The 25,740-nt window shown below is 65.6% G+C and carries 20 protein-coding genes and 2 pseudogenes; 3 read left to right on the plus strand and 19 right to left on the minus strand.

All coding sequences use genetic code 11. The features are described 5' to 3' along the window. The 3 genes from modB to BMZ48_RS09620 form a co-directional block, all read right to left on the minus strand. The gene (gene modB / locus BMZ48_RS09610; protein WP_091534385.1) at positions 1-678 is read right to left on the minus strand and encodes a molybdate ABC transporter permease subunit; all 678 of its coding nucleotides are present in this window, start codon (positions 676-678) and stop codon (positions 1-3) included. An 8-nt stretch (positions 679-686) separates the two neighbouring features. Then, positions 687-1,457, minus strand: coding sequence for a molybdate ABC transporter substrate-binding protein (modA, locus tag BMZ48_RS09615; RefSeq protein WP_091534510.1), 771 nt, complete (start codon positions 1,455-1,457; stop codon positions 687-689). Between the two features lie 252 nt (positions 1,458-1,709). Then, on the minus strand, positions 1,710-2,756 hold the full coding sequence (locus BMZ48_RS09620) for a helix-turn-helix domain-containing protein (RefSeq protein WP_234981591.1): 1,047 nt from the start codon (positions 2,754-2,756) through the stop codon (positions 1,710-1,712). A 103-nt stretch (positions 2,757-2,859) separates the two neighbouring features. Between BMZ48_RS09620 and BMZ48_RS09625 the strand changes: the two genes are divergently transcribed. Further along, positions 2,860-3,180 carry a 2Fe-2S iron-sulfur cluster-binding protein gene (locus tag BMZ48_RS09625; RefSeq protein WP_091534391.1) on the plus strand — a complete coding sequence of 107 codons (321 nt, stop codon included), beginning with the start codon at positions 2,860-2,862 and terminating at the stop codon, positions 3,178-3,180. Positions 3,181-3,195: 15 nt separating this feature from the next. After that, positions 3,196-4,617: a cytochrome P450 gene (locus tag BMZ48_RS09630; protein ID WP_091534512.1), complete on the plus strand. Its 1,422-nt coding sequence runs from the start codon at positions 3,196-3,198 to the stop codon at positions 4,615-4,617. A gap of 67 nt (positions 4,618-4,684) precedes the next feature. Here the strand turns inward: BMZ48_RS09630 and BMZ48_RS09635 are convergent, their stop codons facing one another. The 5 genes from BMZ48_RS09635 to BMZ48_RS13365 all read right to left on the minus strand — a co-directional run bounded on the left by BMZ48_RS09635 (position 4,685) and on the right by BMZ48_RS13365 (position 13,814). Next, entirely contained in the window at positions 4,685-5,692 is a 1,008-nt protein-coding gene (locus BMZ48_RS09635) for a WD40/YVTN/BNR-like repeat-containing protein (RefSeq protein ID WP_091534394.1), read from the minus strand. Between the two features lie 12 nt (positions 5,693-5,704). Further along, positions 5,705-8,194: a DUF1302 domain-containing protein gene (locus BMZ48_RS09640; protein ID WP_091534397.1), complete on the minus strand. Its 2,490-nt coding sequence runs from the start codon at positions 8,192-8,194 to the stop codon at positions 5,705-5,707. 95 nt (positions 8,195-8,289) lie between these two features. Then, complete coding sequence (locus BMZ48_RS09645; protein WP_234981592.1) at positions 8,290-9,654, minus strand: DUF1329 domain-containing protein; 1,365 nt, start codon at positions 9,652-9,654, stop codon at positions 8,290-8,292. Between the two features lie 47 nt (positions 9,655-9,701). Then, on the minus strand, positions 9,702-12,311 hold the full coding sequence (locus BMZ48_RS09650) for an efflux RND transporter permease subunit (RefSeq protein ID WP_091534400.1): 2,610 nt from the start codon (positions 12,309-12,311) through the stop codon (positions 9,702-9,704). Between the two features lie 60 nt (positions 12,312-12,371). After that, entirely contained in the window at positions 12,372-13,814 is a 1,443-nt protein-coding gene (locus BMZ48_RS13365; RefSeq protein ID WP_091534403.1) for a fatty acid desaturase, read from the minus strand. A gap of 98 nt (positions 13,815-13,912) precedes the next feature. Here BMZ48_RS13365 and BMZ48_RS09660 point away from each other — a divergent pair, with 98 nt between their 5' ends. After that, a complete protein-coding gene (locus tag BMZ48_RS09660) occupies positions 13,913-14,968 on the plus strand; it encodes an AraC family transcriptional regulator (RefSeq protein WP_091534405.1) in 1,056 nt (351 codons plus the stop codon). On the opposite strand, the gene BMZ48_RS13370 is transcribed toward BMZ48_RS09660, so the two are convergent. The 11 genes and pseudogenes from BMZ48_RS13370 to BMZ48_RS09710 form a co-directional block, all read right to left on the minus strand. Then, positions 14,969-16,159: an acyl-CoA dehydrogenase family protein gene (locus BMZ48_RS13370; protein WP_366450520.1), complete on the minus strand. Its 1,191-nt coding sequence runs from the start codon at positions 16,157-16,159 to the stop codon at positions 14,969-14,971. A gap of 36 nt (positions 16,160-16,195) precedes the next feature. Further along, a pseudogene (locus BMZ48_RS13375) lies at positions 16,196-17,296 on the minus strand (acyl-CoA dehydrogenase family protein); the annotation flags it as partial. An 83-nt stretch (positions 17,297-17,379) separates the two neighbouring features. Continuing rightward, positions 17,380-17,850 (minus strand): acyl-CoA thioesterase, encoded by a 471-nt coding sequence (locus BMZ48_RS09670; protein WP_091534409.1) that lies wholly within the window; start codon positions 17,848-17,850, stop codon positions 17,380-17,382. Then, complete coding sequence (locus tag BMZ48_RS09675) at positions 17,840-18,721, minus strand: SDR family oxidoreductase (RefSeq protein WP_091534412.1); 882 nt, start codon at positions 18,719-18,721, stop codon at positions 17,840-17,842. Before BMZ48_RS09675 ends, BMZ48_RS09670 begins: the two co-directional genes overlap by 11 nt. Before the next feature lie 26 nt (positions 18,722-18,747). Further along, positions 18,748-19,896: an acetyl-CoA C-acetyltransferase gene (locus tag BMZ48_RS09680; RefSeq protein WP_091534414.1), complete on the minus strand. Its 1,149-nt coding sequence runs from the start codon at positions 19,894-19,896 to the stop codon at positions 18,748-18,750. A 50-nt stretch (positions 19,897-19,946) separates the two neighbouring features. Beyond that, positions 19,947-21,005 (minus strand): acyl-CoA dehydrogenase family protein, encoded by a 1,059-nt coding sequence (locus BMZ48_RS09685; protein WP_091534417.1) that lies wholly within the window; start codon positions 21,003-21,005, stop codon positions 19,947-19,949. Between the two features lie 12 nt (positions 21,006-21,017). Continuing rightward, positions 21,018-22,180 (minus strand): annotated as a pseudogene (locus BMZ48_RS13380) (acyl-CoA dehydrogenase family protein). Between the two features lie 50 nt (positions 22,181-22,230). Beyond that, the gene (locus tag BMZ48_RS09695) at positions 22,231-22,992 is read right to left on the minus strand and encodes an enoyl-CoA hydratase family protein (RefSeq protein WP_091534419.1); all 762 of its coding nucleotides are present in this window, start codon (positions 22,990-22,992) and stop codon (positions 22,231-22,233) included. After that, entirely contained in the window at positions 22,989-24,074 is a 1,086-nt protein-coding gene (locus tag BMZ48_RS09700) for an NAD(P)H-dependent flavin oxidoreductase (RefSeq protein ID WP_091534422.1), read from the minus strand. The genes BMZ48_RS09695 and BMZ48_RS09700 overlap by 4 nt, the downstream gene beginning before the upstream one ends. After that, a complete protein-coding gene (locus BMZ48_RS09705) occupies positions 24,071-25,255 on the minus strand; it encodes a lipid-transfer protein (protein ID WP_091534426.1) in 1,185 nt (394 codons plus the stop codon). The genes BMZ48_RS09700 and BMZ48_RS09705 overlap by 4 nt, the downstream gene beginning before the upstream one ends. Next, a complete protein-coding gene (locus BMZ48_RS09710) occupies positions 25,252-25,686 on the minus strand; it encodes a Zn-ribbon domain-containing OB-fold protein (RefSeq protein ID WP_091534428.1) in 435 nt (144 codons plus the stop codon). Before BMZ48_RS09710 ends, BMZ48_RS09705 begins: the two co-directional genes overlap by 4 nt. Between the last annotated feature and the right edge of the window lie 54 nt (positions 25,687-25,740).

The raw sequence follows: 25,740 nt of genomic DNA on the forward strand, positions 1-25,740 counted from the left end.
TCACAGGCCCTTCTTCGGACCGGACCGCCAGGCGTAGAGCGCCAGCAGGACAACAAAAGAGAAGATCAGCATCACCGCCGCCAGGCGGTGTGCGTGGGCGTATTCCAGCGCCTCGACGTGATCGTAGATCTGCACCGAGGCCACCCGGGTGACGCCCGGCAAGTTGCCGCCGATCATCAGCACCACGCCGAACTCGCCCACGGTGTGGGCGAAGGTCAGCACCGCGGCGGTCAGAAACCCCGGCGCGGCCAGTGGCACCGCAACGGTGAAGAAAGCATCGAGCGGCGAGGCGCGCAGCGTGGCCGCTACTTCCAGCGGCCGGTCACCCACGGCTTCGAAAGCCGTTTGCAGCGGCTGCACCATGAAGGGCAGGGAATAGAACACCGAGGCGATCACCAGGCCCCAGAAAGTGAACGGCAGCAGCCCGATACCCAGCGCCTGGGTGAGCTGCCCCACCGGCCCGTTCGGCCCCATCGCCAGCAGCAGATAGAAACCCAGTACCGACGGCGGCAACACGAGTGGCAGCGCGACCACCGCGCCCACGGGGCCCCTCCACCTGGACTGGGTGCGGGCGAGCCACCAGGCGATGGGCGTGCCAAGCACGAGCAGAATCAGGGTGACGATGCCCGCCAGGCGGGCGGTCAGCCAGAGCGCTTGCAGGTCGCTGTCGGTCAGCATCGTCTCGTTTACTGGCCGGTGGCCTCATCCGGCAGAACGAAGCCGTACCGGATCATCACGGCGCGCGCGGGCGCGCTGGCCATGTAATCGGCAAAGCGGCGGGCAAGCGCGTTGCCGGCCGCGCGCCGGGTGATGATGTAACCCTGCACCAGCGGCTCGTGCAGATTGTCCGGGATGAGCCTGTAACGACCTTTGCTCGCCAGCTCAGGACTCAGCGCCAGCGACAAGGCGATGATGCCGACCTGGGCATTCCCCGTCTGCACGAAATGGGCGGTGTGGGCAATGTTCTCGCCATAAACGAGCTTGGGCTTGAGCTTCTCCCACAGACCTGCGGCACGCAAGGCCTGCTCGGCCCGTTGGCCATAAGGAGCATGCTTGGGATTGGCGATGGCGATGCACGTGATCGTCGGATCGGCAAGACTCGCCAGCGTCATCGTGCTGGCGTCCAGGCTGGCGCTCCACAGCACGATGCGGCCGACCGCATAAGGCCTGACCTCGGAGGCGGCGAGCCCCGCCGCGGCCAGCTCGCGCGGATATCCGATGTCGGCCGAGAAAAACAGATCGTAAGGCGCGCCCTGCCGAATCTGCGCGTAAAACTTGCCCGAAGAACCGTAGATGACCTCGACCTCGTCGGTCGGATGATCCACCTTGAAGGTCGTCACGATCTCGTCCATCGCAAACTTCAGGTCGGAGGCTGCCGCGATGATGATCTTCTCGGCATGGGCGTTTGCCATGGCGAGCAGGGCACTGACCGCAAAAAACAGGCGCAGAAATTTCATGAACAAATCCTTTTGCTTCTGGCTCTGGCGCAAACAAACCTGATGCACCGGGCGGGGCTGCTGACCCCGCCGGGCTCGGCCACCAACGGCGAGTCCCAATGGTAGCGTCATGTAATTGCGTCATGTCCGGCACAGCCGCGACAGACGCGATCCGCTCACTCGCTCACGCAACTCCTGCGGTTGCTGCGCACGCTGGCTTTCAGACGCGTCTCCAGCGCATCTAACGTTCACCGCGTCGCCGGCACCAGCACGTCAGGGCACGGCATCGCGCACCGCCCTCGCCACCGCGGCGCGCCCGACGAGCCGGCGCCGGAATACGCCTGGCGCAAGCCCAGTCCAGCGCTTGAAGGCATGGGCGAAATTTGCCGGCTCGCTGTACCCGAGCGCATCGGCCACCGTCTCGATCGAGACGGTGGGATCGCCGAGCAGCCGGATGGCCCGCTCGCGGGATACCGCTTCGCGCAGGGTGCGAAAAGCGGTGCCGCCTGCACGCAGGCGCCGCTTGAGGGTAGCCACCGACATGCCCAGAGCCGCGGCGGCGGCCTCGACCGAGACCCGTTGCGGTCGCTGGTACAGCAGCTCACGGAGCTGTTCGATCAGCGGATCGGTGGGCATGCGTGTCGCCGCCAGCGCGGCCAGTTGGGCACGGTGGGTGGAATGATCGGCAAAGCGGCACTCGATGGTGAGCTCCGACGCCGGCAACCACAGCCGATGCCGCGCGGCGTCAAAGCGCGGCATCGGATTGCATGGATCGTCGGGCAAGCCCCGCGGGCGCGGGGCGGCGAGCGCCACGTTCAGCGTCAATGGGCGCACCGCGAGCAGACTCAGCAGACGCGGAAAAGCCGCCGCGAAGTAGAACGCCACGAATGCGTCGAGGACCGGGTCGCGGGCACGCGGCGAGAAGCGGATGTCCACGGTCGGCTCCAAGTGGGTGACTTCGGCATGCAAGGCGTTGGTGACCACTGGCAAATAATCGAGCAGCCGGACCACTTCGGCGACCGTGGACGCGCTGATCAATGACAGGCTCAGCGGCGGAAACGTCGTCGGCCGCACTTCGCGGCCTGCCGCATAGCCGATGCACGCGGCACGCTCGGCGGTGAGTCCGGTCCCGGGCGGTGCGAGCCAGCGCAGCGGCACCGGCAGAGCGTCGCGGATCAGATGCGCGAGCGTTACCCCTTCGTCAGCCATTGCACGCCGTATCGACTGCGCTGCCTCGGGCGGAAGCGCCGCCGACTCCAGCAGCTGTACCAGCACCGCTGCCGTGACCCAAGGTTCGCACGCAATGGCGGCGGTACGCATGGCTGAGCCGTTCTCACAATCCCGGCGTTCGCGCCGCACATAGACGCGCAAAGCGGCGCGCGACACGATCCGATGCATCAGCGATCACAGGAGGTCTTGCGTCATGCCCGCCGTCACCTTCGTCCTTGCATCCGGCGCCATCCAGGAGGTCCCACTCACTGAAGGTTCCTCGCTGATGGAAATCGCCAAGATGCACGCCGTGCCCGGCATCGATGGTGATTGCGGCGGATGCTGTGCCTGCGGGACCTGCCACGTGATCGTCGATGAGGCCTGGCGCAACCGTCTGCCGCCGATCACCTCTGCGGAAGCGCAAATGCTGGCGATCCATGCCGGCGCCGATCCGGGCTCGCGGCTGGCCTGCCAGATCCCGGCAACGGCCGCACTGGACGGATTGCGCGTTCGCGTCCCCGACCATCAATTCTGAATGCGGAGCACCGCCATGAAGCTGACCGATCGGATCACCGAACTCTCTCATCTGGACCGAAGCTTGCAGGCCGTCCAGGCGCGCGTGCCGATGGACCTGCAGATCAAGGGCATGCACCTGTACCAGCGGCTGAAGCGGCGACTCACGGGCCGCGCAGCCGAACCGCGCTTCATCGAGTACCCTCTGCCTGCCGCCGACGCCGTGCCCATCGAGGCACTGGACCCCACCAGTCCCTTCCTCTACCGGCAAGGTCTCTGGCAGTCGTATTTCAAACGCCTGCGCGACGAGGCGCCGGTTCACTGGAACGGGCATACGCCTTTCGGCGGCGTCTGGTCGATCACCCGCTACGACGACATCATGACCGTCGATCGCGACCACGAGCGCTTCTCCGCCGAACCCTTCATCGTCATGGGCGAACCGCCGGAGGGGCTCGATCTGGCGATGTTCATCGCGATGGATCCACCGCGCCACGACCGCCAGCGCATGGCTGTGCAAGGCGTGGTATCGCCCAGGAATCTGCAGGAGATGGAGTCGCTGATCCGTAGCCGCACCCGCGAGGTGCTCGACAGCCTGCCACTGGGCACACCCTTCAACTGGGTGGAACGCGTCTCGATCGAGCTGACCGCGAGAATGCTGGCGACCCTGCTCGATTTTCCATACGAACAGCGTCACCGACTCGTCAAATGGTCGGATACGGCAGCCAATCTGGCCTCGGCGACGGGCGGCACCGTCACCGCCGACGAAGCCTTTTCGGCGATGGCGGAGATGGCCGCCGCCTTTACGCGCCTGTGGCACGACAAGGCCCGGCGCATCGCTGCCGGCGAACCGCCGGGTTTCGACCTGATCAGCCTGCTGCTGACTAGCCCGGATACCCGCGACATGATCGAGCGTCCGCTCGAGTTCCTGGGCAATCTCGCGCTGCTGATCGTGGGCGGCAACGACACCACGCGCAATTCGATGAGCGGCGGTGTCTATGCCCATCATCTCTACCCTTCCGAGTTCGCCAAGCTCAAGGCGAACCCGGAGCTGATTCCGAACATGGTCGCGGAAATCATCCGCTGGCAGACACCGCTGGCCCACATGCGCCGGGTGGCGACCCGCGACACCCGGCTGGGCGGTCAATTCATCCGGCGCGGCGACAAGCTGATCATGTGGTATGCCAGCGGCAACCGCGACGAGCGCAAGTTCGAAAACGCCGACGCTTTCATCATCGACCGTCCCAATGCGCGCCAGCACATGTCGTTTGGTTTCGGCGTCCACCGCTGCATGGGCAACCGTCTGGCCGAGTTGCAGCTGCGCATTCTCTGGGAAGAAATCCTGCCGCGCTTCGATACGATCGAGGTGCTCGAAAAGCCGCAGATCGTGCAGTCCAACTTCGTGCGCGGCTACTCGCGGCTGATGGTCCGGCTCACGCCGGCGCGGCGGCAAACCTCTTGAGACGCAGCGCAGGCACCCGCCGGCGAGGCGCGGCGGATCTGGGGCACGCCGCGCCATCGTCTGGCGATCAGCGACCCACCGACCAACGCTTGACTCCGGCATCGCCCACCGTGATCAGCACGCCCTCGGACAGCGCCAGCACGTCTGCGTAACTCGCGCCCTCCTGCTCGCGCCGCGGCTTCAGGCCTTGGTCATCGTCGATCTTGGCCGGCAACCGCCGCAGATCGGGCGAACGAACCTGCAGATTGGGCATCACCGCCAGCAGGCTCTGGTTGAGACCGGCGAGCCAGATCACATCACCCGCTGCCGATGTGCCGAACACCGACTGCACTGAATCGGTCTGCACCCGCTGCCACTCACCGGACCGGACGTCGGTGCTGACGAACACATTGCCGCGCAGGCCGGCAATCAAGGCGCCGCGCTCACCGATGGCTTGAAAAGTGAACAGCGAGCTGTCGTAAGGCGATGCAAGACGCGTCCATTGCCGTCCACCATCGTCGGAGATGGCCAGCATGCCTTGTTCGCCCACCAGCAGCAGGCTGCCGTCGCCCAGACGACCGAGCGCATTGAAATGCACACCTTCCTCGGTGAGATCGTTCGTGACCTCGTTCCAGTGCGCGCCGCCATCCTCGGTGGCCAGCATCTGCCCGTAGGCGCCGACGGCGTAGCCGCGCTCGGCGTCGAGGAACAAGACATCGAGCAGCGGTGAGCGCTTGGGGTCGAACTGCTGCAGTCTCCAGGTCTGCCCGCCGTCCGTCGTCTGCAGAATCACGGCATCGTGACCCACGGCCCAGCCGCGGCGCTCGTCGACGAAGGTCACCGAGGTCAGCAAGCTGCTGACCGGCACGTCGGCCTGGGTCCAGGTCGCGCCACGGTCGTCGGAGTAGAGAATGTGCCCGCGCGCACCGACGCTGACCAGTCGCGAGCCTGCGCTCACGATGCAGATCAGCAAGTCCTCGGCGGCGCGCGGCGCGCGCTCCGCAGGGCGTGGCGTTTCCTGCGCGCGCGCATGGGCGGGCGAGAGTATCAACACGAGTGCCAGGCCCAGCGCGCGAACAGCAGCGTACGAATCCATGCAGACGCTCCGTCAGAATTGGTACTTGAAGAAAAAGCCCAAGTTGTCGCGGTCGCGGTAAACGTTGTTGGAACCCGCGCCCCAGAACGCGTTGTAGGCGATCGTGAACGAAAACGACTTTTCGTAGCGCGTTTCCAGCAGGAAGTTGAACTGCTTGCGGCCTTCGACGAAGTTGGGCGCCGGCCCCGGGGCGTTACCCTTGATGTCGTGAAAGAGAATGAACAGAGGTTGCACGCTGATGCCCGGCAACACCGATTCGTAACTGATCCGGCCGACGATCCGGTAACCCCACGAAAAAGCATCGGCAAAGGCACGGCGCGGTGCCTGGAACGGGTTGAAGCGGACACCATCGGGGCCGATGCTGCAGGCCGGATTGGTCGAGCAGGCCAGGCGCGAGCCATCCGCGCCGCTGCCATCCGCGCCGGCGCTGGCATGGGTCGTCGCAAATGCAGGCCCCTCGATCTGCAACTCGTCAAACTTCGGCATGTTCAGCACGTGCGTCGCGGCGAATTCGTACAGCAGGATCACCTGATCCGCCCCGATCCAGTTTTCGGACGCACCGAGCACGCGCGTGGCGCCAAAGTTGTACTGGAGCACCTTGCCGGGGATCCAACCCTGGATGTAGCTGTTCGGCGGGTTTTCGCCGACCACGCCGCCACGGTACGGGATGATGAAATTTGGGAAAGACCGCGCCGAACCCGGCGCGCCGCCGACCAGAAGGTTGATCGTATCCGGATACGGATTGTTGCCGCTGGCATCGACGAAGTCGTCATTGTCATAGACGACGTAATTGCCGGCCTCGTCGAACCCCAGGGCGGCGCTGGTGCCAGCGCAGCCGATCGCCGGATCGTGACAGCGGGTCAGGGTCGGCCCAAAGGCGGCAAACGCCAGATCGACCACGGCGACCTGCAGCGGCAGATTCGGCCGGTACGCGATCTCGCCCTGGAATGAATAGTCCCCGTAGGTCGTGGTGAAATCCACGCCGTAGAGCTGCCGGTCCTCCGGGTACTCGATCTGGATCCGCGCGCTATCGAACGGCACGGCATCCGACTGCGGCGCGCCGGGCACCGGCAGCAAGGCTTGGGCCAACCCGATGAGATCTCCGCCCAGCTCAGCCGCGACACCAGGGCGCTGCGCCAGTAGCACACCCGCATCCGCGAGCACATTGGCCTGGCCGCGCAGAGGGATCGTCGTGATCGGCAGGTTGGGGCAGGCGCGGAAGAACTCGGTGGTGTTGCGCGCATCGATGCCCAGTGCGTTGCCCTCGCGGCGCGCGCAGCTCGCATCGGTGGAAAAGAAGCTGATGTACGGCAGCTTCGAGTGGTAGTTCATCGCATAAAAACCAAACTCGGTGCCGTTGTTGATCGCATCCGAGTAATACTTGAGCGAGACGCCAAACTGGCCCTGGTCGCGCGCCTCGCGGTCCGGATTGCGTAACGCCGTCAGCGACGTCGGCGTGATCAGGGTCAACGGATTGGCCAGCCGCCCGCCGGCGAGCATCTCCGGATCTTCGGGCGAACCGCCGAAATGCAGCGAGACCCGGTCGCGCTGGTTGTCGGTACCGACATCGGCAAACGACATGAAGCTGCCGGCCGTCGGAATCTCGATCGGTTCCCACTCGTACTGGTAGTAGGCTTCGACCGTGCCCCCCTCGAACAGCTCGGTGCTGGCGCGCACCATGCCCACTGGCACGAACAGCTCCTCGAGCAGACCGAAGCCGAGCCGGTACAGCGCATTGGCGTTGACCGGCTGCGCCTGGTTCAGGCTGTTGATGATGGCGACGGTGCTCTGCCCCCAGTTCACCGTCTGCCGCCCGATGCGGAAGGTGAATTCTTTTTCCCCGTCCGCGTAGGGAATCCGGCCGAAGAAATTCGCATCGAGGATGTCATAGCGCAGGCCGATCTCGCGGGCCTCGCGGGGATCGCGCTCGATCTTGGTGAATTCCCCGGGACCGTACACACGGTCTAAGTAGCGGTTGTCGGTCTGGTTCTGTCCGGTCGTGCCCACCCGGTTGATGTTCTCCGACGTGATCAGGTTCGGCTTGATCGTTTTGAAATCGTGGTAGTTGACGTAGTCGTAAATGCCGATCCCGCGGAAGAACAGGCCGTAGTCACCGAACAAAAGCCGGAAATCCTGGGTGATCTTCAGCGGTGCCTGGATGATATCGCCCCGTTTGTAGTTGAGATTGCCGTCGTCGAAATTGATGGACGCCATGCCGGGTGCATCGCGCAGACGCTCGGCGGGAAAACTCTGCAGACGGTGCAAACCCTGGCAGGACTGGAATTGACCGCTGCAAACATTGGGATTGAGATTGCTCTTGCCGATCAAATCCGCCGCCGGATCCTGCAACCGCCAGGAGTACCCGAACGTCACCGAGTTGTTGAGAACGGCACTGAACCGCGTATCCAGCCAGTCGAACCCGAACTCGATTGCCTCGGCCGGCTGCAGCATCCCAGCCGCAATGACCGTCATCACGGCCATGATTCGCGTGCTTCTTCTCATTGGAGCTCTCCTTCTGCACATGCGCACTCGCATTTTTTGCCCGGCCTTCCGCCGGCCGGCATCCAGCCGGCCGGCGGAATCCCTCGCCCATATGCTTACTTCGACGCGCGGCTCTGCACGGTGTTGGCGTCGAAGAAATTGCTCGCGTAAGTGACCGTCGGATCGTACGGCTGATCTTCGTTGATCATCGCCGTCACGAAATAGCGACCGGAGTTGAAGTGGTAGATCACTTCCGGAATCGTCGTATGCACCTGCAGGTTCTGATAGCTCACCAGATGTCCCTCCTGGAACTGCATCAGCTTGCCCTGCTGGTCGTAGTTGTCGACCATCACCGTGTTCCAGGTGTCCTCGTCGATGTAGAAGCGCCGGAACTTGAAGGTGTGGCGCAGCTCCGGCCGGTTTTCCGCCTCGACGATCCAGACGCGCCGCAGCTCATAGCGCGGCAGGTCGCTGTTCAGGTGATTGGGTCGCGCCATGTCGGCGTACTTGACCGTCGGCCCGGCGAGCTTGTTGCCGTTGACCGGGATGAACATTTCCTTCTTGCCGACCAGCTTCCAGGTGAAGCGCTCGAACACGCCGTTGTACATGTCGACCTGGTCGTAGAACTGGTGACCGTCGGTGCCCTCATACGGGTTGTCGCAGCAGACGGCCGGTGCGCGGCGGATGCGCTTGAGCGCCGGTGCATACAGCCATGCGGCACGACCCTCGGGTCCAAAACCCGCTTTCTCGTGCACCAAGATGTACGTGCCGGCGATCCGTGGCGGCGCCACCGTCTCGGACAAATAGTTGATGAAGGTCGTTCCGGGCTTGAGCTCCAGCGGCGGGTTGCGCTTTAAACTGGCATAGACGAATTCCACGTCCTCGACGATCTTGGTGAGCGTGAACTTGCCGTCCTGCTGCACGATCATCTGGTTGTTGGAACGGCGGATGGTCTCGCTGCGCCATTTGGCGCGATGGTTCCAGAGCGGCTCGGTCCCGGTCTTGGGGATCGGAAACGGGAATCCGATGTAAGCGCCGGATGGATTGTCGACACCGTTGAGACTCGCACGCGTCGCGTTCTTGATCGTCTCCTCGTAGATCCGCTCCGGGAAGCTCGCGTGCCGGCGGCTCGGATACACATTGAGCTTGTACGTGTTGTAGCGCCGCAGCAGCTCCTTGTGCCCCTCGCTGAGCTTGTCGGCGTACTGCGCCATGTTCGCCTGGGTGATGGTGAACAGGATCTTGTCGCCGTCGATGTCCGGGTTCGACGGAAACATTGGCTTGATCTCCCCGCGCTGCGGCGCCGGCTTCCATTCGGGAATCGTGCCGTCGGCATTGCCGGCGCGCTCGGCGCCGATCGGGGTCAGGTTCTTGCCGAGCTGTGCAGCCTCTTCCGGGCTGACCTTGGCCCAACTCGGCGTCGCTGCCAAAGTGGCAGCGGTGAGAATGACGGCTCGCAATACTGCAGTGTCCATGATCATCGGTCTCCTCTCGTGGTGATCCCCAGGTGCATCGCGATCGAAAATTCCTAGCCCGTCACGACCGGCCCCGCCTCGTCTGGTGCGGCGACCACCAGCGGCTCCTTCGGCGGCTTGAGCAAAAAGGTCGCGAACGCCGGCAGCAGCACGGCGGCCGCAATCGCGTTGGCAAAGAACATCAGCGTGAGCAGGATGCCCATGTCCACCTGGAATTGGAGATTGGAGAACATCCAGGTGCACACCGTCGCGCCGAGCGTGAGTGCGGTGAAAATGACCGCCTTGCCGGTCTGATGCAGGGTATTGGCATAGGCCTCGCGCATGGGCATGCGTTTGATCAGCACGTTCTCCTCGAGCACGCTGTAGATGTAAATGCCGTAATCCACACCGATGCCTGCGGCAAAGGCCGCCACGGCGAGATTGGAGAATTTGACGCCAATCCCGAGCCACACCATCACCGCGTAGCTGACCACGTGCACCAGCGCCAGCGGCACCATGACGCAGATCAGCGAGGCAAAGCTGCGGAACGACAGCACGACGCAGACCCCGATACCGACAAACAGCCACAGCAGTACGGTGTATTCGGTTTCCTTGATGACATCGTTGACCGCGGCCATGACGCCGACGTTGCCGGAGGCGAGCTGGAACTTGACCGGGCTGTCGGGCGCCTGTTCGGCCTTGAACTTGTCGATGGCATCGATGATCACATCGATGGTCTCGGCCTTGTGATCCTCGGTGAAGATGAACACGGGCATCGCGCTGCAGTCTTCGTTGAGCAGCCCCGTGGAACTGGGAAATGGCTGGACGGTCACCACCAGCGCGCCGCTTTCGCGCGGCAGCGCGTTGAACTTGGGGTTGGACTCCATGTAGCTGTTGTAAACCTTGAGCTGAAGCTTGGGCAGCGACAGCGTGGATTGCACGCCCGGGGTGTTGTCCATGCGCCAGGCGAAACGCTCCATCTCCGCAAGGATCGGATATTCGATGCAGCCATCGGTCTTGCCTTCGGCGATGACCTTGAGCACGTCCACGCCGATCGAAAAATCGCGGACGATGCGCGCGGAGTCGAGGTTATAGCGCGCATCCGGCCGCAGCTCGGGCACACCATCGTGCAGCTCGCCGATCTTCAGATCGCGCGCGACCCAGTGGCCGGAGGCCCATAGCGCGCCGCCGAGCAGCAGCACGACCACGGCCACCGGTTTGAGCGTGATCGCGGACAGGGCGTGCCAGACCGGCTTGAGCCGCTCGTCGCGGCGGTGCTGATGGGCGCGGAACCGCTCGGGGTTCTTGAGTTTCGCGAACGACAGCAGGCACGGCAGCAACACCTTTTTGCACAGCACGATCGCGATCAGGCCAAACATCGCGTTGAGCGCCATCTCGCGGATGATGTCGATGGGGATCAGCAGGATCGTGCCGAAGCCGACGAAGTTGGTGGCCAGCGCGGATAAGCCCGGAATCACCAGGCGCCGGTACGTGGCGACCGCGGCGTCGAAAGCCCCGAGTCCGTGGTCCGCCGACTCGTTGAGCCAGAAGTTGGTGATCTGGATGCCGTGTGAAGTGCTGATGGCCAGCACGATGAACGGCATCAGGATTGCGAAGGGATCCAGGCCAAAACCGAAAAGATGCATCAGGCCCAGTTCCCAGGTGACGGCGAGCAGTCCGCAGATCGTCGGCATCAGCGCGACCAGCAGCGATCCGCAATACCACGACAGCAGCAACCACACCAGAAAGGCGGTGATCCCGAAGTAGCTGAACACTTCGAGCGCGCTGTCGGCGATGTCACCGACCGCTTTGGTGAAGCCGATGATGTGAATGTCGATGTCGGGGTTGTAATCCGGATTGTCGCGTTCGATGACCTCGACTTGTGATCCGCGCAGCCGGATCGTTGGACTCGCCGTATCGATTGGATCGACCGGCACCTCGAACGTTTCGAAACGGAACAAAAAACCGCGTTCGTCGCGATACAGCGTGCGCACGACCGCCCCCGCCTCGAACGGCGCGACGGCCTCGCGCAGCTTGTACTCATAGAGCTTGGGGCTGGTGAAGCGCTGACGGATGTCCTCGAGCCGGTGCGCGGTCTTGATGTAATCGAGCTTCTCGCCGGTGACCGGATGGCGCTCGAGCAGCTCGGCAAACACCATGGCGCCCGTCTGGTCATTGGCCACCAAACGGCCGATGATCCCGGCCTTTTCCACGTTGGCCTGCACGCGCGCGAGCATCTCGGGCGTGGGCGTGAAATCGGCCGGCACCACGTTGCCGCCGGCGAATCCCCCCTCGACCACTTCCAGATAGCGCACATTGGGCGTGAAGATCGAGCTCACGCGCGCGCGATCGACACCGGGCGTGAAATACACCGCGTCGGTGAGCGCGCGCAGCGTCTTCATGAACGCGGGGTTGTAGATCGTCCCCTTTTTCTGGGTCAGTGCCACCAGCGTGGTATTGGCACCGCCGAATTCCCGCTCGTATTTCTTGTAGATCTGGATATACGGGTGGTGCAGCGGAATCTGCTTTTCGAAGCCGGCATCGATCTTGAGATGGCTGGCCTGCCAGCCCAGCAGTGCGGTGAGCACTGCCAGCACACTCAGGGTCAGCAGCCGCCGCTTGAAGATCAGCGGTTCGGTCAGACGGACGAAGGCCTGTGCGAACGCACTCCGCGTATCGTGCATGAATGCTCCCCGCGCTTGGTTTGGCTATGTGTGTGGGTGTTCTTGGGTTTTATATGGGTTTTATACGGCTGTCGCACATCGTCTGGATGCCGGCAGCGTCACGAAGTCGATCTTGTCGCGGACCGCGCAGTCAGGACACGACCAGTCGTCTGGCAGGCTGGACCAGGGCGTGCCCGGCGGATACCCCTCCCGCGGACAGCCAACCGCCGGGTCATAGACGTACCCGCAGTTCGGACACTGGTGCGCCAGGGTATCGGCTGCCTGGGGAAGCGGCGCAGCGTTGGCAGGCGATGCCGTGCCGGCAAGATCCGCCGGTGCTGGGCCTTGCGCCTGATCCCGCCCCATCCAGCGGCGCAGCAACTGCGCGCGGCGCGGCGGATGCAGGTTGGCGCGGGTCAGATCGCCGCCGTAGTGCCGGACCACCCGCGGATCCATTAACCGGAACCATAGCGGCGGAACGTAGGCGATCAAGATCATCGACGCGTATCCGGACGGCAGCTGCGGACTGTCGTCGAAGTTGCGCAGACTTTGGTAACGGCGCGTCGGATTGGCGTGGTGGTCGGAATGGCGCTGCAACTGATAGAGCAGCAGATTGGTCACCACGTGATTGCTGTTCCAGGAGTGCTGCGGCTGGCACCGCTCGTAGCGGCCGCTGGCATCCTTCTGGCGCAGCAGGCCATAGTGCTCGAGGTAATTGACGACCTCCAGCAACGAGGCGCCGTACGCCGCCTGTGCGATCAGAAACGGCAGCGCCCACGGACCGAGCCAGAGGGTGATGGCCGCGAACAGCAGGAGGGTCATCGCAAAGGCCTGCAGGATTTCGTTGTGGTGCGAGAACACCGGCTTGCGATCACGCTGCAGACGGGCACGCTCGATGCGCCAGGCCGAGCGCAGACTGCCGATCACGGTCCGCGGCAAGAAGGCCCAGAAGCTCTCGCCCATGCGCGCGCTGGCCGGGTCTTCCGGCGTGGCCACGTGTTTGTGATGACCCTTGTTGTGCTCGATGAAGAAATGGCCGTAGGCAACCGGCGCCAGCGTGATCTTGGCCAGCCAGCGCTCCAGTGCATTGGTCTTGTGACCGAGCTCATGGGCTGTGTTGATGCCGACGCCGTTGATGAGCCCGACCGTGAGCACCAGCCCGATCAGCGCCCAGCCCGCATATCCGCCGTTGACGGCGAGCCAGCTGCCGTACAGCGTCACGGCGTACTGGGTGGGGATGTAGGCATAGACGATCCAGCGGTAGTACGGATCCGCTTCCAGGGCCGGCACCGCGCGCTCGGGCGGATTGCAGGCGTCGGCACCGATCAGCCAGTCGAGCAGTGGCACGAGGACGTAGAACACGACCGGCATGGCCCACAGCCACAGCCCGTTGCCGGTGACCTGCGCCAGCACAAGCGCGATCAGGGCCATGACCGGCAGCGCCGGGCTGAGCAGCCATGCATAGCGCTTGGTATCCGTCCACGCCGTATCGCCGGGCAACCCGGCAGTGGTCAGATGGCTCATCAAACCGTCTCCTCTCGGTGCCGCTGACAAACCCCATGCTGTCCGACAGACACCCGACGGACCTGTCGATTTCGGACAATGAACTGTCATAATGCGACATGCTCCGCAGCACCAGCAGCAGCCGACTTCTGGTTCCGGCCCGGTACTACATGCGCCTGGCCGACATCCTCCCCCGCCACGGAATCGATCTGCACGCCGTGCTGCGCGCGCTGGACCTGCCGGAGGATGCGCTCCAGCAGGCCGACGCGCGCATCGCCCTTGCCGACGTCGAGCGGCTGATCGCCACCATCGTCGGTGCCGGCGCGCCGTCCGAAACCGGCTTCGAGCTGGGCCGCTTGCTCTCGGTCAGCACCCATAGTGTCGTCGGCTTCGGCATGCTCAGCAGCCCGACGATGGATGATGCGCTGCGCTTCGTCGCGCGCTACTTCAGCCTGGTGATGCCAAGCTTCCGCCTGCGCTATCGCAGTGACCGCGACGGCGGCACGTTGCTGTTCACGCCCGTGGTGGCGATGAGTCGCGTCTGCCTGTACTTTCATCTGGAGACGATCGCAACCGCCGCGCTGCGCGATCTGGACGATTTGACCGGTGGCCGCCGGCCGCGCTGCCGGTTGACCCTGTCGATGCCCGCGCCGCCGCACGTGCGCCGCTATGAAGCCTTGCACGATGTCGAATGCCGCTTCGGCGCCGAGTCCAGCACCGGCCCCTTCATCCAACTGGACATCTTCGAAGATCTGCGCACGATTCCGCTGCGCCTGTCGGACCCCAATGCCCTGCGCGTGGCCGAGGCGCGTTGCCGCGCGCTGATCGACCAGGTCACCGGCATCGAGCGTTTTTCCGAGTGGATCGCGATGACGATCCGCGAAATGGGCGACGACGTGCCGACGCTGCAAGAGCTGTCGCGGATACTCAATCTGACGACGCGCACGCTCAACCGCTATCTCGAACGCGAGGGCACCTGCTATCGCGAGCTGGTCGGCAACATCCGCTTCGAACTCGCCTGCGAACGTCTGACGACGAGCATGATGAGCGTGACCGAGATCGCCTACTCGCTCGGCTTTCACGACTCCGCGAACTTTGCGCGCGCGTTCCGTGCGAGAGCCGGCTGCACGCCGAGTGAGTACCGGCGCCGGTTCGGTATGCGCCGGCCTGCCTGATCAGCCGGCCGGCCGCGGCTCGCGCGGCATGCCCAGGCCGCGCTCGGCGATGATGTTGAGCTGGATTTCGTTGGTGCCGGCGTAAATCGTGTCGGCACGCGAGAAGAAGAACAACTGCTGCAGCGGCCGGATCGCCGGGTCGTCGGAACGCACGTCGCCATCAGCACCGAGCACATCCATCGCGAGCTTGCCGAGGTCGCGGTGCCAGTTCGACCAGTAGTATTTGTAGATCAGCGCCTCGCGCTGCAAACCTTGTTCGCCACCGCCGGCGAGCATGCGCAGCGCGTTGGCGCGCATCACGCGCAAGCCGACCCAGGCCTGGGCGATGCGCGCGCGGATCGCAGGATCGCGGGCGCGTCCGTTACGCCGGGCGGCTGCGATGATCAGCTCGAGCTCGTGGGCAAACCGCATCTGCTGGCCGAGCGTGGACACGCCGCGCTCGGCTTCGAGCAACCCCATCGCCACCTTCCAGCCATCGCCAGGTGCGCCGACGATGTGATCCTTCTCGGCGCGCGCACCGTCGAAGAACACCTCGTTGAATTCGGCGCCGCCGCCGAGCTGGCGGATCGGCCGGATCTCGATTCCCGGCTGCTTGAGCGGCAACAGCAGAAACGCCAGACCTTTGTGTCCCTTGGATCCCGGCTCACAGCGCGCGAGCACGAAGATCCAGTCGGCCTCGTGGGCGAGCGAGGTCCAGATCTTCTGCCCCTGCACCCGCCATGAACCGTCGGCTTCCTGCCAGCAGCGCGTCTGCACGTTGGCGAGATCCGATCCCGCGCCGGGCTCGGAGTAGCCCTGCGCCCAGAATTCGCGGCCGGCGATGATCGGTGGCAGAAAGCGCTGTTTTTGTTCCGGCGTGCCGTAGCGGATCAGGGCCGGGCCGATCAAACCTTCGCCGATGTGCCCCATGCGACCGGGGCCGCCGGCGCGCGCATATTCCTCGTGGAAGATGACCTGCTGGTCGATCGACAGCCCGCGGCCGCCGACTTCTTTCGGCCAGCCGATGCAGGTCCAGCCGCCGGCGGCAAGCTCTTGTTCCCAGGCCTTGCGCAGCGCCGGTTCGAAATCCTCGTCACCGGGCCCGCCGCGGTGCTTGAGCACCGCATAGGGTCCGCACAAGTGCGTGCGCATCCACTCCGCGACCTCGGCGCGGAAACGCGCGTTCTCGGGGTCGTCGGCGGTTGTCGCGATCACCGGCAGGCTGCCGGCATCGAGCAGCGCCGCGGCGAGCTCCGCGCGCAGTGCATCGGCGGTGCCAAAGACATGGCTCGTCGCCTGCGCGCGCTTGAAGTAGAGCTGCGGATCGTATTCCCAGGTGAAGCCGACACCGCCGTGCAACTGGATCGCCTCCTGCGCGCACCAGAAGAAGGTGTCGGCGGCGAGCAGGCGCGCGCCCGCGCACTCGGCGGCAAACAGGGCGCCATCACCGGTGGCGGCCTGCGCGGCGGCGGCATACACCGCCGAACGCAGGGACTCGATCCTCACCATCATCTCCGCGCAGCGGTGCTTGACTGCCTGAAAAGCAGCAATCGGGCGGCCGAACTGCCGGCGCGTCGCGGTATAGGCCACAGTGAGATCCAGACACTGCTGGGCGCCGCCGAGCTGCTCGGCGGCGAGATACAGCCGCACCAGTGCACCGAACCGCGGCCAGCCCGAAGCGGTGCGCGCCGGATCGTCGATGCGCTCGGCGGCAACCCCGGCAAAGCAGGCAGCGGCAATCCGCCGGGTCTGATCCCAGGTGGGAAGTGGGGTGACCGACAGCCCTGCGGCCGTTCGCGGCACGGCAAAAACGCCTGTTCCTGCATCCGGCAAGGCGGCGAACAGCAAAAGCCAGTCCGCGCTCACGCCGTCGAGCAGTTGGCGCACCTCGCCATCGAGCACCCAGGTACCGGCGGCATGCCGTGCCGTCAGCGGATTCACCGCCGCACGCCAGGGCTCGGGATCCCCATACAGCGGCACGGCCAGCCGTAACGCACCCGCGGCAATGTGCGGCAAAAAGCGGGCTTGCGCGGCATCGGTGCCGACGGTCTGAAGCAGCGTCGCACCGACACAGACCGTCGCAAAAAAAGGCGCACACAGCAGCCGCCGGCCGGCCTGCTCCTGGATCAGCACCAGTTCGACCGGACCAAGCCCGAGCCCGCCGTAGGTCTCGGGAATGGCAATTCCACACCAGCCCAGTTCGCGGCCGATGCGCCGCCAGACATCCTCGTCATACCCGGATGCGCTCGCCATTGCACGGCGGACGGCGGCGCTGTCGCTGACGTCGGCGAGAAACTGTTCCGATGTGTCGCGGATCAGGCGCTGGTCTTCGGTGAGCGTGAGCTGCATGACCGCATTATCGCGGTCACCTCAGAGGGTCTCATCATCCGTTGAGACGACGCCGGCGCGCAGCCTGTACACCACGAACGCGCTCATGGCGCTGCGGCGAGATAGGGCCGAAGCCGCGCGATCTCATCCTCGTCGAGCGCAACGGCACGGCGCGTGTGCATGTCGATGCGCACGAGCACCGTGACCGCGGTGGCGACGCAAGATCCGTTCGCGAACATGCCGAGTCCCAGGGTGAAGGCGCTGCGCCCGATGCGCAGCACACGAACGCCAATGCGCAACGCGTTCGGATAATGCAGCTCGCGCAGATAGTCGAGCTCGATACGCGCGACCACGTTCTGGCGCTGCGCATCGCGCTGCCACAGGCCGGTGGCCTGCAGGAACGCGACGCGACCGCTCTCGGCATAGGTCATGAACGCCTTGTTGTTGACGTGGCCGAGCAGGTCGAGATCGGCAAAGCGCACGCGCTCTTCGGTCCAGAACCCGTAGGCCGTCATGCACCGTGCCGCATCCTCGGTGCGGCCACGCCAGCCTTCCGGCGTCGTCTCAGGTGCCATACACCTTCTGCGGCACCGGCGCCTCGCGCAGCAGCTCGTCGATCACCGGCGTGAGCTCCGCCGGTGCCCAGCGTGCTTTCTTGTCGCGCATCGGGCCGGTGCGCCAGCCGGTGGCGATCGACACCTTGCCGCCCTCGACCTCGAAGACGTGCCCGGTCACGTGCGCGGACAGCGGGCTGCACAGCCAGACGACCAGCGGTGCGACGTTCTCCGGCGCGTAATGATCGAAGGCGTTGGGATCGTCCGGTTTTTTCATCAGCGCGCCGAACACCGGCTCGGTCATGCCGGTACGCGCCGCCGGCGCGAGGGCATTGGCGGTGATGCCATAGCGGCGCAACTCGGCGGCCTGCACCAGCGTCAACGCGGCGATGCCGGCCTTGGCCGCGGCGTAATTGCTCTGGCCGACCGAGCCCTGCAAACCCGCACCCGAGCTGGTGTTGATGATGCGCGCATCGACGCGCTGCCCGGCCTTGGCCTGGTCGCGCCAGCGCTGCACGAGGATGCGCGTGATGCAGAAATGCCCCTTGAGGTGCACCTTGATGACCTGATCCCAGTCCTCCTCGGTCATCGACACGAACATGCGGTCGCGCACGATGCCGGCGTTGTTGACGATTCCGTGTATGTCGCCGAAGGCGCGGATCCCGGCAGCGACGATGCGCTCGGCACCGTCCATGCTGGTGATGTCGTCGCCTGCGACGATGGCCTTGCCGCCGGCCTGGGTGATCTCGGCAACGACGGCCTCGGCGGCGTCGCGACGGATATCGTTGACGACGACGCTCGCGCCCTCGGCGGCGAGCGCGTGCGCATAGGCGCGGCCGAGTCCGGCGCCGGCGCCGGTCACGATGATGCTGCGGTTCTCACAGATACCCATTGCACTCTCCCTCGATGCGATTACGGCTAGAGCCGCTCGATGATGGTGACGTTGGCCACGCCGCCGCCTTCGCACATGGTCTGCAATCCGTATCGCTTGTGCGTGCGTTCGAGCTCATGCAGCAGCGTCGTCATCAGCTTGGCACCGGTCGCACCGAGCGGGTGGGCCAGCGCGATCGCACCGCCGTTGACGTTGGTTTTCTCGTGCGGATAGCCGGTTTCCTCGAGCCAGGCCATGACCACCGGCGCAAACGCTTCGTTGATCTCGACGAGATCGATGTCTTCGAGTTTCATGCCTGCTTTTTTCAGCGCCACCTTCGTCGCCGGGATCGGCGCGGTGAGCATGAAAATCGGGTCGTCGCCATAGACGCTCATATGATGGATGCGGGCGCGCGGCTTCAGGCCATAGCGCTTGAGCGCGCGCTCGCTGACGATCAGCAGGGCCGCGGCACCGTCGCCGGTTTGGCTGGACACCGCCGCGGTGATCGTACCGCCGGGGGCGAGCGGCTCGAGCGCCGCCATTTGTTCGAGCGAGGTGTCGCGCACGGTCTCGTCCATCTTCAGCCCCGCGGTTGCGATCAGCTCGCGGTCGAAGCGGCCTTCGTGCTGGGCACGCCGTGCGCGCAGATGCGATTCCAGTGCAAAGCGCTCCATCGCCGCGCGCGACAATCCCCACTTGTCGGCGATCAGTTGCGCGGCGTGGAACTGCGACACCGGCGCATCGCCGAAACGCGCACGCCAGCCCTCGGAGCCGGAGAATGGATCGTTGAAGCCCAGCGGCCTGGCCGCCGTCATCGCCGATCCGATCGGGATCTGCGACATGGTCTGCACGCCGCCGGCGACGACCACGTCCTGCGTGCCGCTCATGACCGCCTGCGCGGCGAAATGCACGGCCTGCTGCGAGGAGCCGCACTGGCGGTCGACGGTCACGCCGGGCACGTGCAGCGGCAGTCCGGCGGCGAGCCAGCAGGTGCGCGCGATATTGCCGGCGAGCGGCCCGATCGCATCGACGCAGCCGAAGATCACGTCATCGTAATCCTCGGCGGGAATCGGGTTGCGCGCCACCAGAGTCTTGAGCACGTGGGCGCCCAGATCGGCGGCGTGGAGATGGGCGAGACTGCCCCGGCGCTTGCCGGTGGGCGTGCGTAAGGCATCGACGATGAATGCTTCGGCCATGAGAACCGTCCCGTGGATGGATAGGCGGTGGAAAAAGCGCGCAGGCCCGTTCAGGTGAAGGTTTCCCCGGGACCGAGCCGCGCGTTCGGATCGAACAGGAATGCAGCGATGCGCGCCTTGTGGAATTTGCGGTCACCCCAGGTTGCGTCGAGCGCCCAGGCGCGCTTCATGAACATCTGCAGATCGGCCTCCCAGGTGTACCCCATCGCGCCGTGTACCTGCAGGCTCTTGCGCGCCGCCAGCAGCGCCGCCTCGCCGGCAACGAGCCGCGCCTGCGAGACATACAGCGAGGCGTGCGGATCGTCCTTGGCCAGCGCGTAGGCGGCGCGGTACACGACCGGCTCGGCGAACTCGATCTTCACCGCGACGTCGGCCATGTGATGCTTGACCGCCTGGAAGCTGCCGATCGGCTTGCCGAACTGCTTGCGCTGGGCGGCGTGATCCACGCCCAGATCGAGCATGCGCTGGGCAAGCCCGAGCAACTGGGCGCTGATCGCCACTCCGGCGCGGTCGAGCGCGCCGGCCCACAGCGCGCGGCCGATGCTGGCCTTGCATACGCGCGTTGCCTCCGACGGCGTCCACTCGACCTTGTACAGCCGGCGCGACAGATCGATGCTCGGATTGAGCCGCGTCTTGACCTGGTCCTGGCGCAGCGCGTGGATCTCGTCGTCGTGCCAGAGCAGCAAGAGATCGGCATTGGCGGCGTCGGCGACGAACGGATTCACCGGATGGCCGACGGCGATGCGCGCCTTGCCCGAGGCGATCCGCGGCAGCCATTCGCGCTTGAGCGCGACGTCCGCCGGCAGATGGGTGAGCAGATAGACCGCGAGGTAGGCGGTGGCCGTCAGCGAGTCAGGAATCGCGAAATAACCCAGCTCCTGCTGCACCAGTACCCAGTCCAGATCGCCGAGCCCGATGCCGCCGAAATCCTCGGGCACCGACAGCGCGGTCAAGCCCTGGTCGGCGAGCTTGGCGCGCAGCTCCGCGGAGCGGCCGCTTTGCGTCGTCTCCCAGATCTCGCGTAGCCACTCCGGCGCTGCCTCGACCATCAGGAATTTGCGCACCGCGTCGCGGAATGCGAGTTGCTGTTCTTCGAATGTGAAGTCCATATCGACCCCGATCTACCTCGGCAGCCCGAGCATGCGCTCCGCGATGATGTTGCGCTGGATCTCGTTGGTGCCGGCGTAGATCGGCCCTGCTTGGGCGAACAGAAAGCCGTCGAGCCAGTGGCCGACGTCGCCGGCATCCGGCGCATGCGCCATCAGCTCGGCCCGCGCGCCCAGGATCGCCATCGCGGTTTCGTGCATCAGCAAGTCGAGCTCGGACCAGAAGATCTTGTTGGTGGACGCCTCGGCGCCGATCTGACCGCCCTTGGCCAGGCGACAGGCGGTGCGGTAGGTGGCGAGCGCATAGGCTTCGGCGGCGACCCAGCTACGCATCACCGCATCGCGGATCGACGGGTCGGCATCGGCGGCCTCGCGGTGCCGGAGATAGAGCGCCACCAACTGCTTGGCGGTCTGCTGGAAGCGCGCCGGCGAGCGCAGCATCAGGCCGCGTTCGAAGCCGGCGGTGCCATGGCGATGGCCCAGCCGGCGCCCTCGTCGCCGACGCGATTGGCGACCGGCACCTCGACGTCGTCGAAGAAGATCTCGGCGAATCCGGTCAGGCCGTTGAGCTGCTTGATCGGCCGGATCGTGATCCCGGGTGCGTCGAGCGGCACGAGCAGAAACGTCAGACCGTGGTGGCGCTGCGACTCCGGATCGGAGCGGAACAGGCCGAACAGCCAGTCCGCCCAGACCGCGCGCGTGGACCAGATCTTCTGACCATTGATGACGTAACAGCCGTTGCGGCGGATCGCCTTGCAGCGGATCGCCGCCATGTCCGACCCGGCGCCCGGCTCGGACCAGCCTTGCGCCCAGATGTCATCGGCCCTGGCCATGCGCGGCAGAAAGCGCGCCTTTTGTTCCGGCGTGCCGTACTCCATCAAGGTCGGCGCCAGCAGGAACACACCGTTTTGGTTGACACGCAGCGGCGCGCCCGCGGCCCAGTATTCCTCCTCGAAGATCAGCCACTCGATGAGATCACAGCCGCGCCCACCCAGCTCTTTGGGCCAGGTGACCGCGGAAAACCCCTGCTCCGAGAGCTTGCGCTCCCAGGCGCGATGCTGCTCGAACCCTTCCTGGGTATCGAAACTCGCCAGCGGCTCCTTGGGCACGTTGGCCGCAAGCCACTCCCGCACCTCGGCGCGAAACTGTTTTTGTCGTTCGGTGTATTCCAGACGCATGAGACTAAAGCTCCGAGAACATGCGACCACCGATCCTCGATACGAGAGAATCAGAACTTGGCATCGCGTTTCTCGACGAAGGCGCGGCGGGCTTCCGCCGAGTCCCGTTCGGTGTAGGCCTGCAGCGTGAAGCCCTGCTCCCAGCGATACTTGTCCTCGAGGTTGCCGTCCTCGATGCCATTGAGCGATTCCTTGGCGAGCCGGATCATCGCCGGGCTTTTGGCGGCGATCTTGCGCGCGATATCGAGCGCGGCCTCGCGCAGCGCGCTGCGCGGCACGACGCGCTCGATCGCGCCCAGACGGTAGGCTTCGGCGGCACTGATCGGCTCGCCGGTGAAATACATCATGCGCACCTTCTGCACCGGGAACAGGCGCTGCAGATGCGCCCCGCCGCCCATCGCGCCGCGATCGACCTCCGGCACGCCGAACGTCGCGTCCTCGGCGGCGACGACGATGTCCGCCGCGCCGGCGAGCCCGATGCCGCCGCCGAGCACAAAGCCGTGCACGGCGACGATCACCGGCAGCGGGTTGCGGTGCACGGCGCGGAACGAGCGGTAATTGCCGGCGTTGACCGACACGATTTTTTCCGGATGCCGGGCAAGCTCCTTGATATCGACGCCGGCACAAAAGCCGCGACCCTCGGCGCGGATCACGAGCACGCGGGCGGCCGGATCGGACCCGATGCGTTCGATCTCGTCGGCGAGCGCATGCCAGGCGGCATCGTCGAGCGCGTTGACCGGCGGGCGGTCGATCACCAGCTCGGCGATACCGTCGCTGATCGTGGTCGTCAGTCCGTGATTGCCGTGATTCATATCCTGTCGTCCTGCGCACAAAAAGCGGAAAGTGCCGAGAGCCGTGCCTCGGCCTGCCGCACGATGGTCTCGATCAGCTCGGCAACGCTCGGCAGCGTGTCGATCACCGCCGCGACCTGACCGCTCGGCAGCACGCCCTCGTCGGGCCGGCCCTCGACCATCGCGCGCTGGATCAGCATCGGGGCGTTGGCGGCCATCAGCGTCTGGATCGCGGTATCGCCCTCGCGCAGCGCGGCGAAGAAGGTGCGCACCATGTGCGCCAGCGACATCCCGGTGTGCGCGCGCCAGCGCCAGGCGCTGGCCAGCGCGACGCCCAGGCGGCGGAGAGTCCCGCCGCTTTCGAGCCGGCGCAGGACGGGGTTTTCGATCATGCGCTGCGGCAGGCCATCGACCGCGGTCGAGGTGCGGATGCGCGCCGGGTCTTTGACGTCGAGATAGTGCTGCAGGGTTGCACGCGGCACCGGCGATTCGGCGGTCATCAGAAAACGCGTGCCCATCGCGATGCCGACGGCGCCATATGCGAGCGCGGCGGCGAGCCCGCGGCCATCGAAAAACCCGCCGGCGGCGACGACCGGCACGGAAACGGCATCGAGCACCTGCGGCAGCAGCAGTGTGGTCGGCACCGCGCCGGTGTGTCCGCCGCCTTCGGCGCCCTGCACGGTGATCAGATCGGCGCCGAGCTCGACCGCCTTGACCGCATGCTTGAGCGCCCCGACCGTGGGCATGCATACGATGCCGGCATCCTTGAGCCGCCGGATCGTCTTGGCATCCGGGCCACGGCCGTAGGAGACGGCGCGCACACGGTCCTTGTGTTCGATGCACAGCGCGATGACGTCCTGTGCGTTCGGCTGGAACATGTGGAAGTTCACACCGAAGTTGGCCGGCGTGGCCGCGCGCACCTCGGCGATCGCGCGCGCGAGCGCCTCGGTGGACATCGTCGCCGCGGCGAGAAAACCAAAACCGCCGGCATTGCCGGTGGCCGCGACCAGGCGGGCATCGGCGACCCAGCCCATCGCCGTCTGCACGACCGGGTAACGGCAGCCGAGCCGGCGTGTCAGTTCAGTGGCCAGACCTGTGCTCATGGCCGCACGACGATCACCGAGGAGCCATGACCGAACAGCCCCTGGTTGGCGGTGATGCCGACCCGGGCGTTTTCCACCTGGCGCGCGCCGGCCTGCCCGCGCAACTGCCAGGCCAGCTCGCAGACCTGCGCCAGCGCCTGTGCCGGCACCGCCTCGCCGAAGCAGGCCAGCCCACCGGACGGATTGACCGGGATGCGCCCCCCCAGCGCGGTCTCACCACGGCGCAGCAGGGCCGCGGCCTCGCCGCGCGCGCACAGCTGCAAATCCTCGATCCAGTCCAGTTCCATCGCGGTCGACAGGTCATACACCTCGGCGACATCGACGTCCTTGGGATCGACCCCGGCTTCCTCATAGGCTTTCCGCGGCAACGCAGCGCGAAACGACTGCGCCGGTGCAGCGACGGCGGAATCGGTGGCGATGTCCGGCATCTCCACCAGCGCAGAAGCGAACGTCGGCGTGACCGTGGAAATCGCGCGGATGCGCGGCGCATCCGCTTTTCCGATTCGCTTCGCATACGCCAGGCTGGAGACGACGACGGCCGCACCGCCGTCGGACGTCGCACAGATGTCCATCAGGCGCAGCGGATCGGCCACCATCGGCGATGCCGCCACCTCCGACAGCGTGAACCGCTTGCGGTAGCGTGCGTAGGGATTCTCGGCGCCGTGCTCGGCGTTCTTGACCTTGACCCGTGCGAAGTCCTCGAGCGTGTCGCCGTAGAGCGCCATGCGCCGGCGCGCATACAGCGCGAAATACGTCGGGTTGGTGATGCCCATGCGAAAGCGCACCCAGTCCGGATCGTCCGGGCGCTCGCCCGGAGCGGGCCTCAAGAATCCCTTGGGCGTGGTATCGGCGCCGACGACGAGCGCAAGCTCGCATTCGCCGGCGAGAATCTTCGCGCGTGCCGCGGCGAGCGCCTGCGCGCCCGAGGCACAGGCGGCATACGAGGTATTCACCTCGGCGCCCTGCCAGCCCAGGGCCTGCGCAAAAGTCGCGCCGGCCACCTGGCCGGGATAGCCGTTGCGGATCGTCGCGGCGCCGGAGACGAATTGCACCTCGCGCCATGTCACACCCGCGTCGGCAAGCGCATCGCGCGCGGCCTTGACGCCGTACTCGACGAAATTGCGCCCCCATTTACCCCAGGGGTGCATGCCGACACCGAGAATCGCAATCTCCTTGCTCATGCAGCCGGCTTCCACTTCCAGATCAGCTTGCCGTCATCGAGCGGTTCGAGCACGAGTTCCATGCGCTGGCCGATGCAAAGCCGCGCCAGATCGACGCCGCGCGCCAGTTGCCCGAGCACGATCATGCACTCGCGCTCCAGCTCGACGGCGGCGATCCCGAACGGCTGGTAAGGCTCCTTGACGACATAGGGTTCGGGCGGCGGGTAGGCGGCATTGGTGTACGACCACAGCGTCCCGGTGCGCGACAGCGCCACGTCCTCGAAGGTTTCGCCGGCGCAGTCCGGATTGCGGCAGAAAAGCTGCTGCCGGGGGAAGTAGTACGTGCCGCACGCCGTGCAGCGCGTACCCAGAAGCTGCGGGCGCACGGGATCGAGCGTGAACCAGCCGGGCAGGGCCGCAACCGCTGCGGACAGGGTGGAAGAATCGCTCATACCAAACTCATGGCCTTACGTGCGCAGCAGCCGGCGGGCTCACCCAATGCGGGC

This window comes from Fontimonas thermophila, from assembly GCF_900113085.1.
Taxonomy (GTDB): domain Bacteria; phylum Pseudomonadota; class Gammaproteobacteria; order Nevskiales; family Nevskiaceae; genus Solimonas; species Solimonas thermophila.

Bases quoted from the DNA above. Each gene is read 5' to 3' on its own strand.
- modB (WP_091534385.1), bottom strand. From the start codon at position 678: ATGCTGACCGACAGCGACCTGCAAGCGCTCTGGCTGACCGCCCGCCTG.
- modA (WP_091534510.1), bottom strand. From the start codon at position 1,457: ATGAAATTTCTGCGCCTGTTTTTTGCGGTCAGTGCCCTGCTCGCCATG.
- BMZ48_RS09620 (WP_234981591.1), bottom strand. From the start codon at position 2,756: ATGCGTACCGCCGCCATTGCGTGCGAACCTTGGGTCACGGCAGCGGTG.
- BMZ48_RS09625 (WP_091534391.1), top strand. From the start codon at position 2,860: ATGCCCGCCGTCACCTTCGTCCTTGCATCCGGCGCCATCCAGGAGGTC.
- BMZ48_RS09630 (WP_091534512.1), top strand. From the start codon at position 3,196: ATGAAGCTGACCGATCGGATCACCGAACTCTCTCATCTGGACCGAAGC.
- BMZ48_RS09635 (WP_091534394.1), bottom strand. From the start codon at position 5,692: ATGGATTCGTACGCTGCTGTTCGCGCGCTGGGCCTGGCACTCGTGTTG.
- BMZ48_RS09640 (WP_091534397.1), bottom strand. From the start codon at position 8,194: ATGAGAAGAAGCACGCGAATCATGGCCGTGATGACGGTCATTGCGGCT.
- BMZ48_RS09645 (WP_234981592.1), bottom strand. From the start codon at position 9,654: ATGATCATGGACACTGCAGTATTGCGAGCCGTCATTCTCACCGCTGCC.
- BMZ48_RS09650 (WP_091534400.1), bottom strand. From the start codon at position 12,311: ATGCACGATACGCGGAGTGCGTTCGCACAGGCCTTCGTCCGTCTGACC.
- BMZ48_RS13365 (WP_091534403.1), bottom strand. From the start codon at position 13,814: ATGAGCCATCTGACCACTGCCGGGTTGCCCGGCGATACGGCGTGGACG.
- BMZ48_RS09660 (WP_091534405.1), top strand. From the start codon at position 13,913: ATGCTCCGCAGCACCAGCAGCAGCCGACTTCTGGTTCCGGCCCGGTAC.
- BMZ48_RS09670 (WP_091534409.1), bottom strand. From the start codon at position 17,850: ATGGCACCTGAGACGACGCCGGAAGGCTGGCGTGGCCGCACCGAGGAT.
- BMZ48_RS09675 (WP_091534412.1), bottom strand. From the start codon at position 18,721: ATGGGTATCTGTGAGAACCGCAGCATCATCGTGACCGGCGCCGGCGCC.
- BMZ48_RS09680 (WP_091534414.1), bottom strand. From the start codon at position 19,896: ATGGCCGAAGCATTCATCGTCGATGCCTTACGCACGCCCACCGGCAAG.
- BMZ48_RS09685 (WP_091534417.1), bottom strand. From the start codon at position 21,005: ATGGACTTCACATTCGAAGAACAGCAACTCGCATTCCGCGACGCGGTG.
- BMZ48_RS09695 (WP_091534419.1), bottom strand. From the start codon at position 22,992: ATGAATCACGGCAATCACGGACTGACGACCACGATCAGCGACGGTATC.
- BMZ48_RS09700 (WP_091534422.1), bottom strand. From the start codon at position 24,074: ATGAGCACAGGTCTGGCCACTGAACTGACACGCCGGCTCGGCTGCCGT.
- BMZ48_RS09705 (WP_091534426.1), bottom strand. From the start codon at position 25,255: ATGAGCAAGGAGATTGCGATTCTCGGTGTCGGCATGCACCCCTGGGGT.
- BMZ48_RS09710 (WP_091534428.1), bottom strand. From the start codon at position 25,686: ATGAGCGATTCTTCCACCCTGTCCGCAGCGGTTGCGGCCCTGCCCGGC.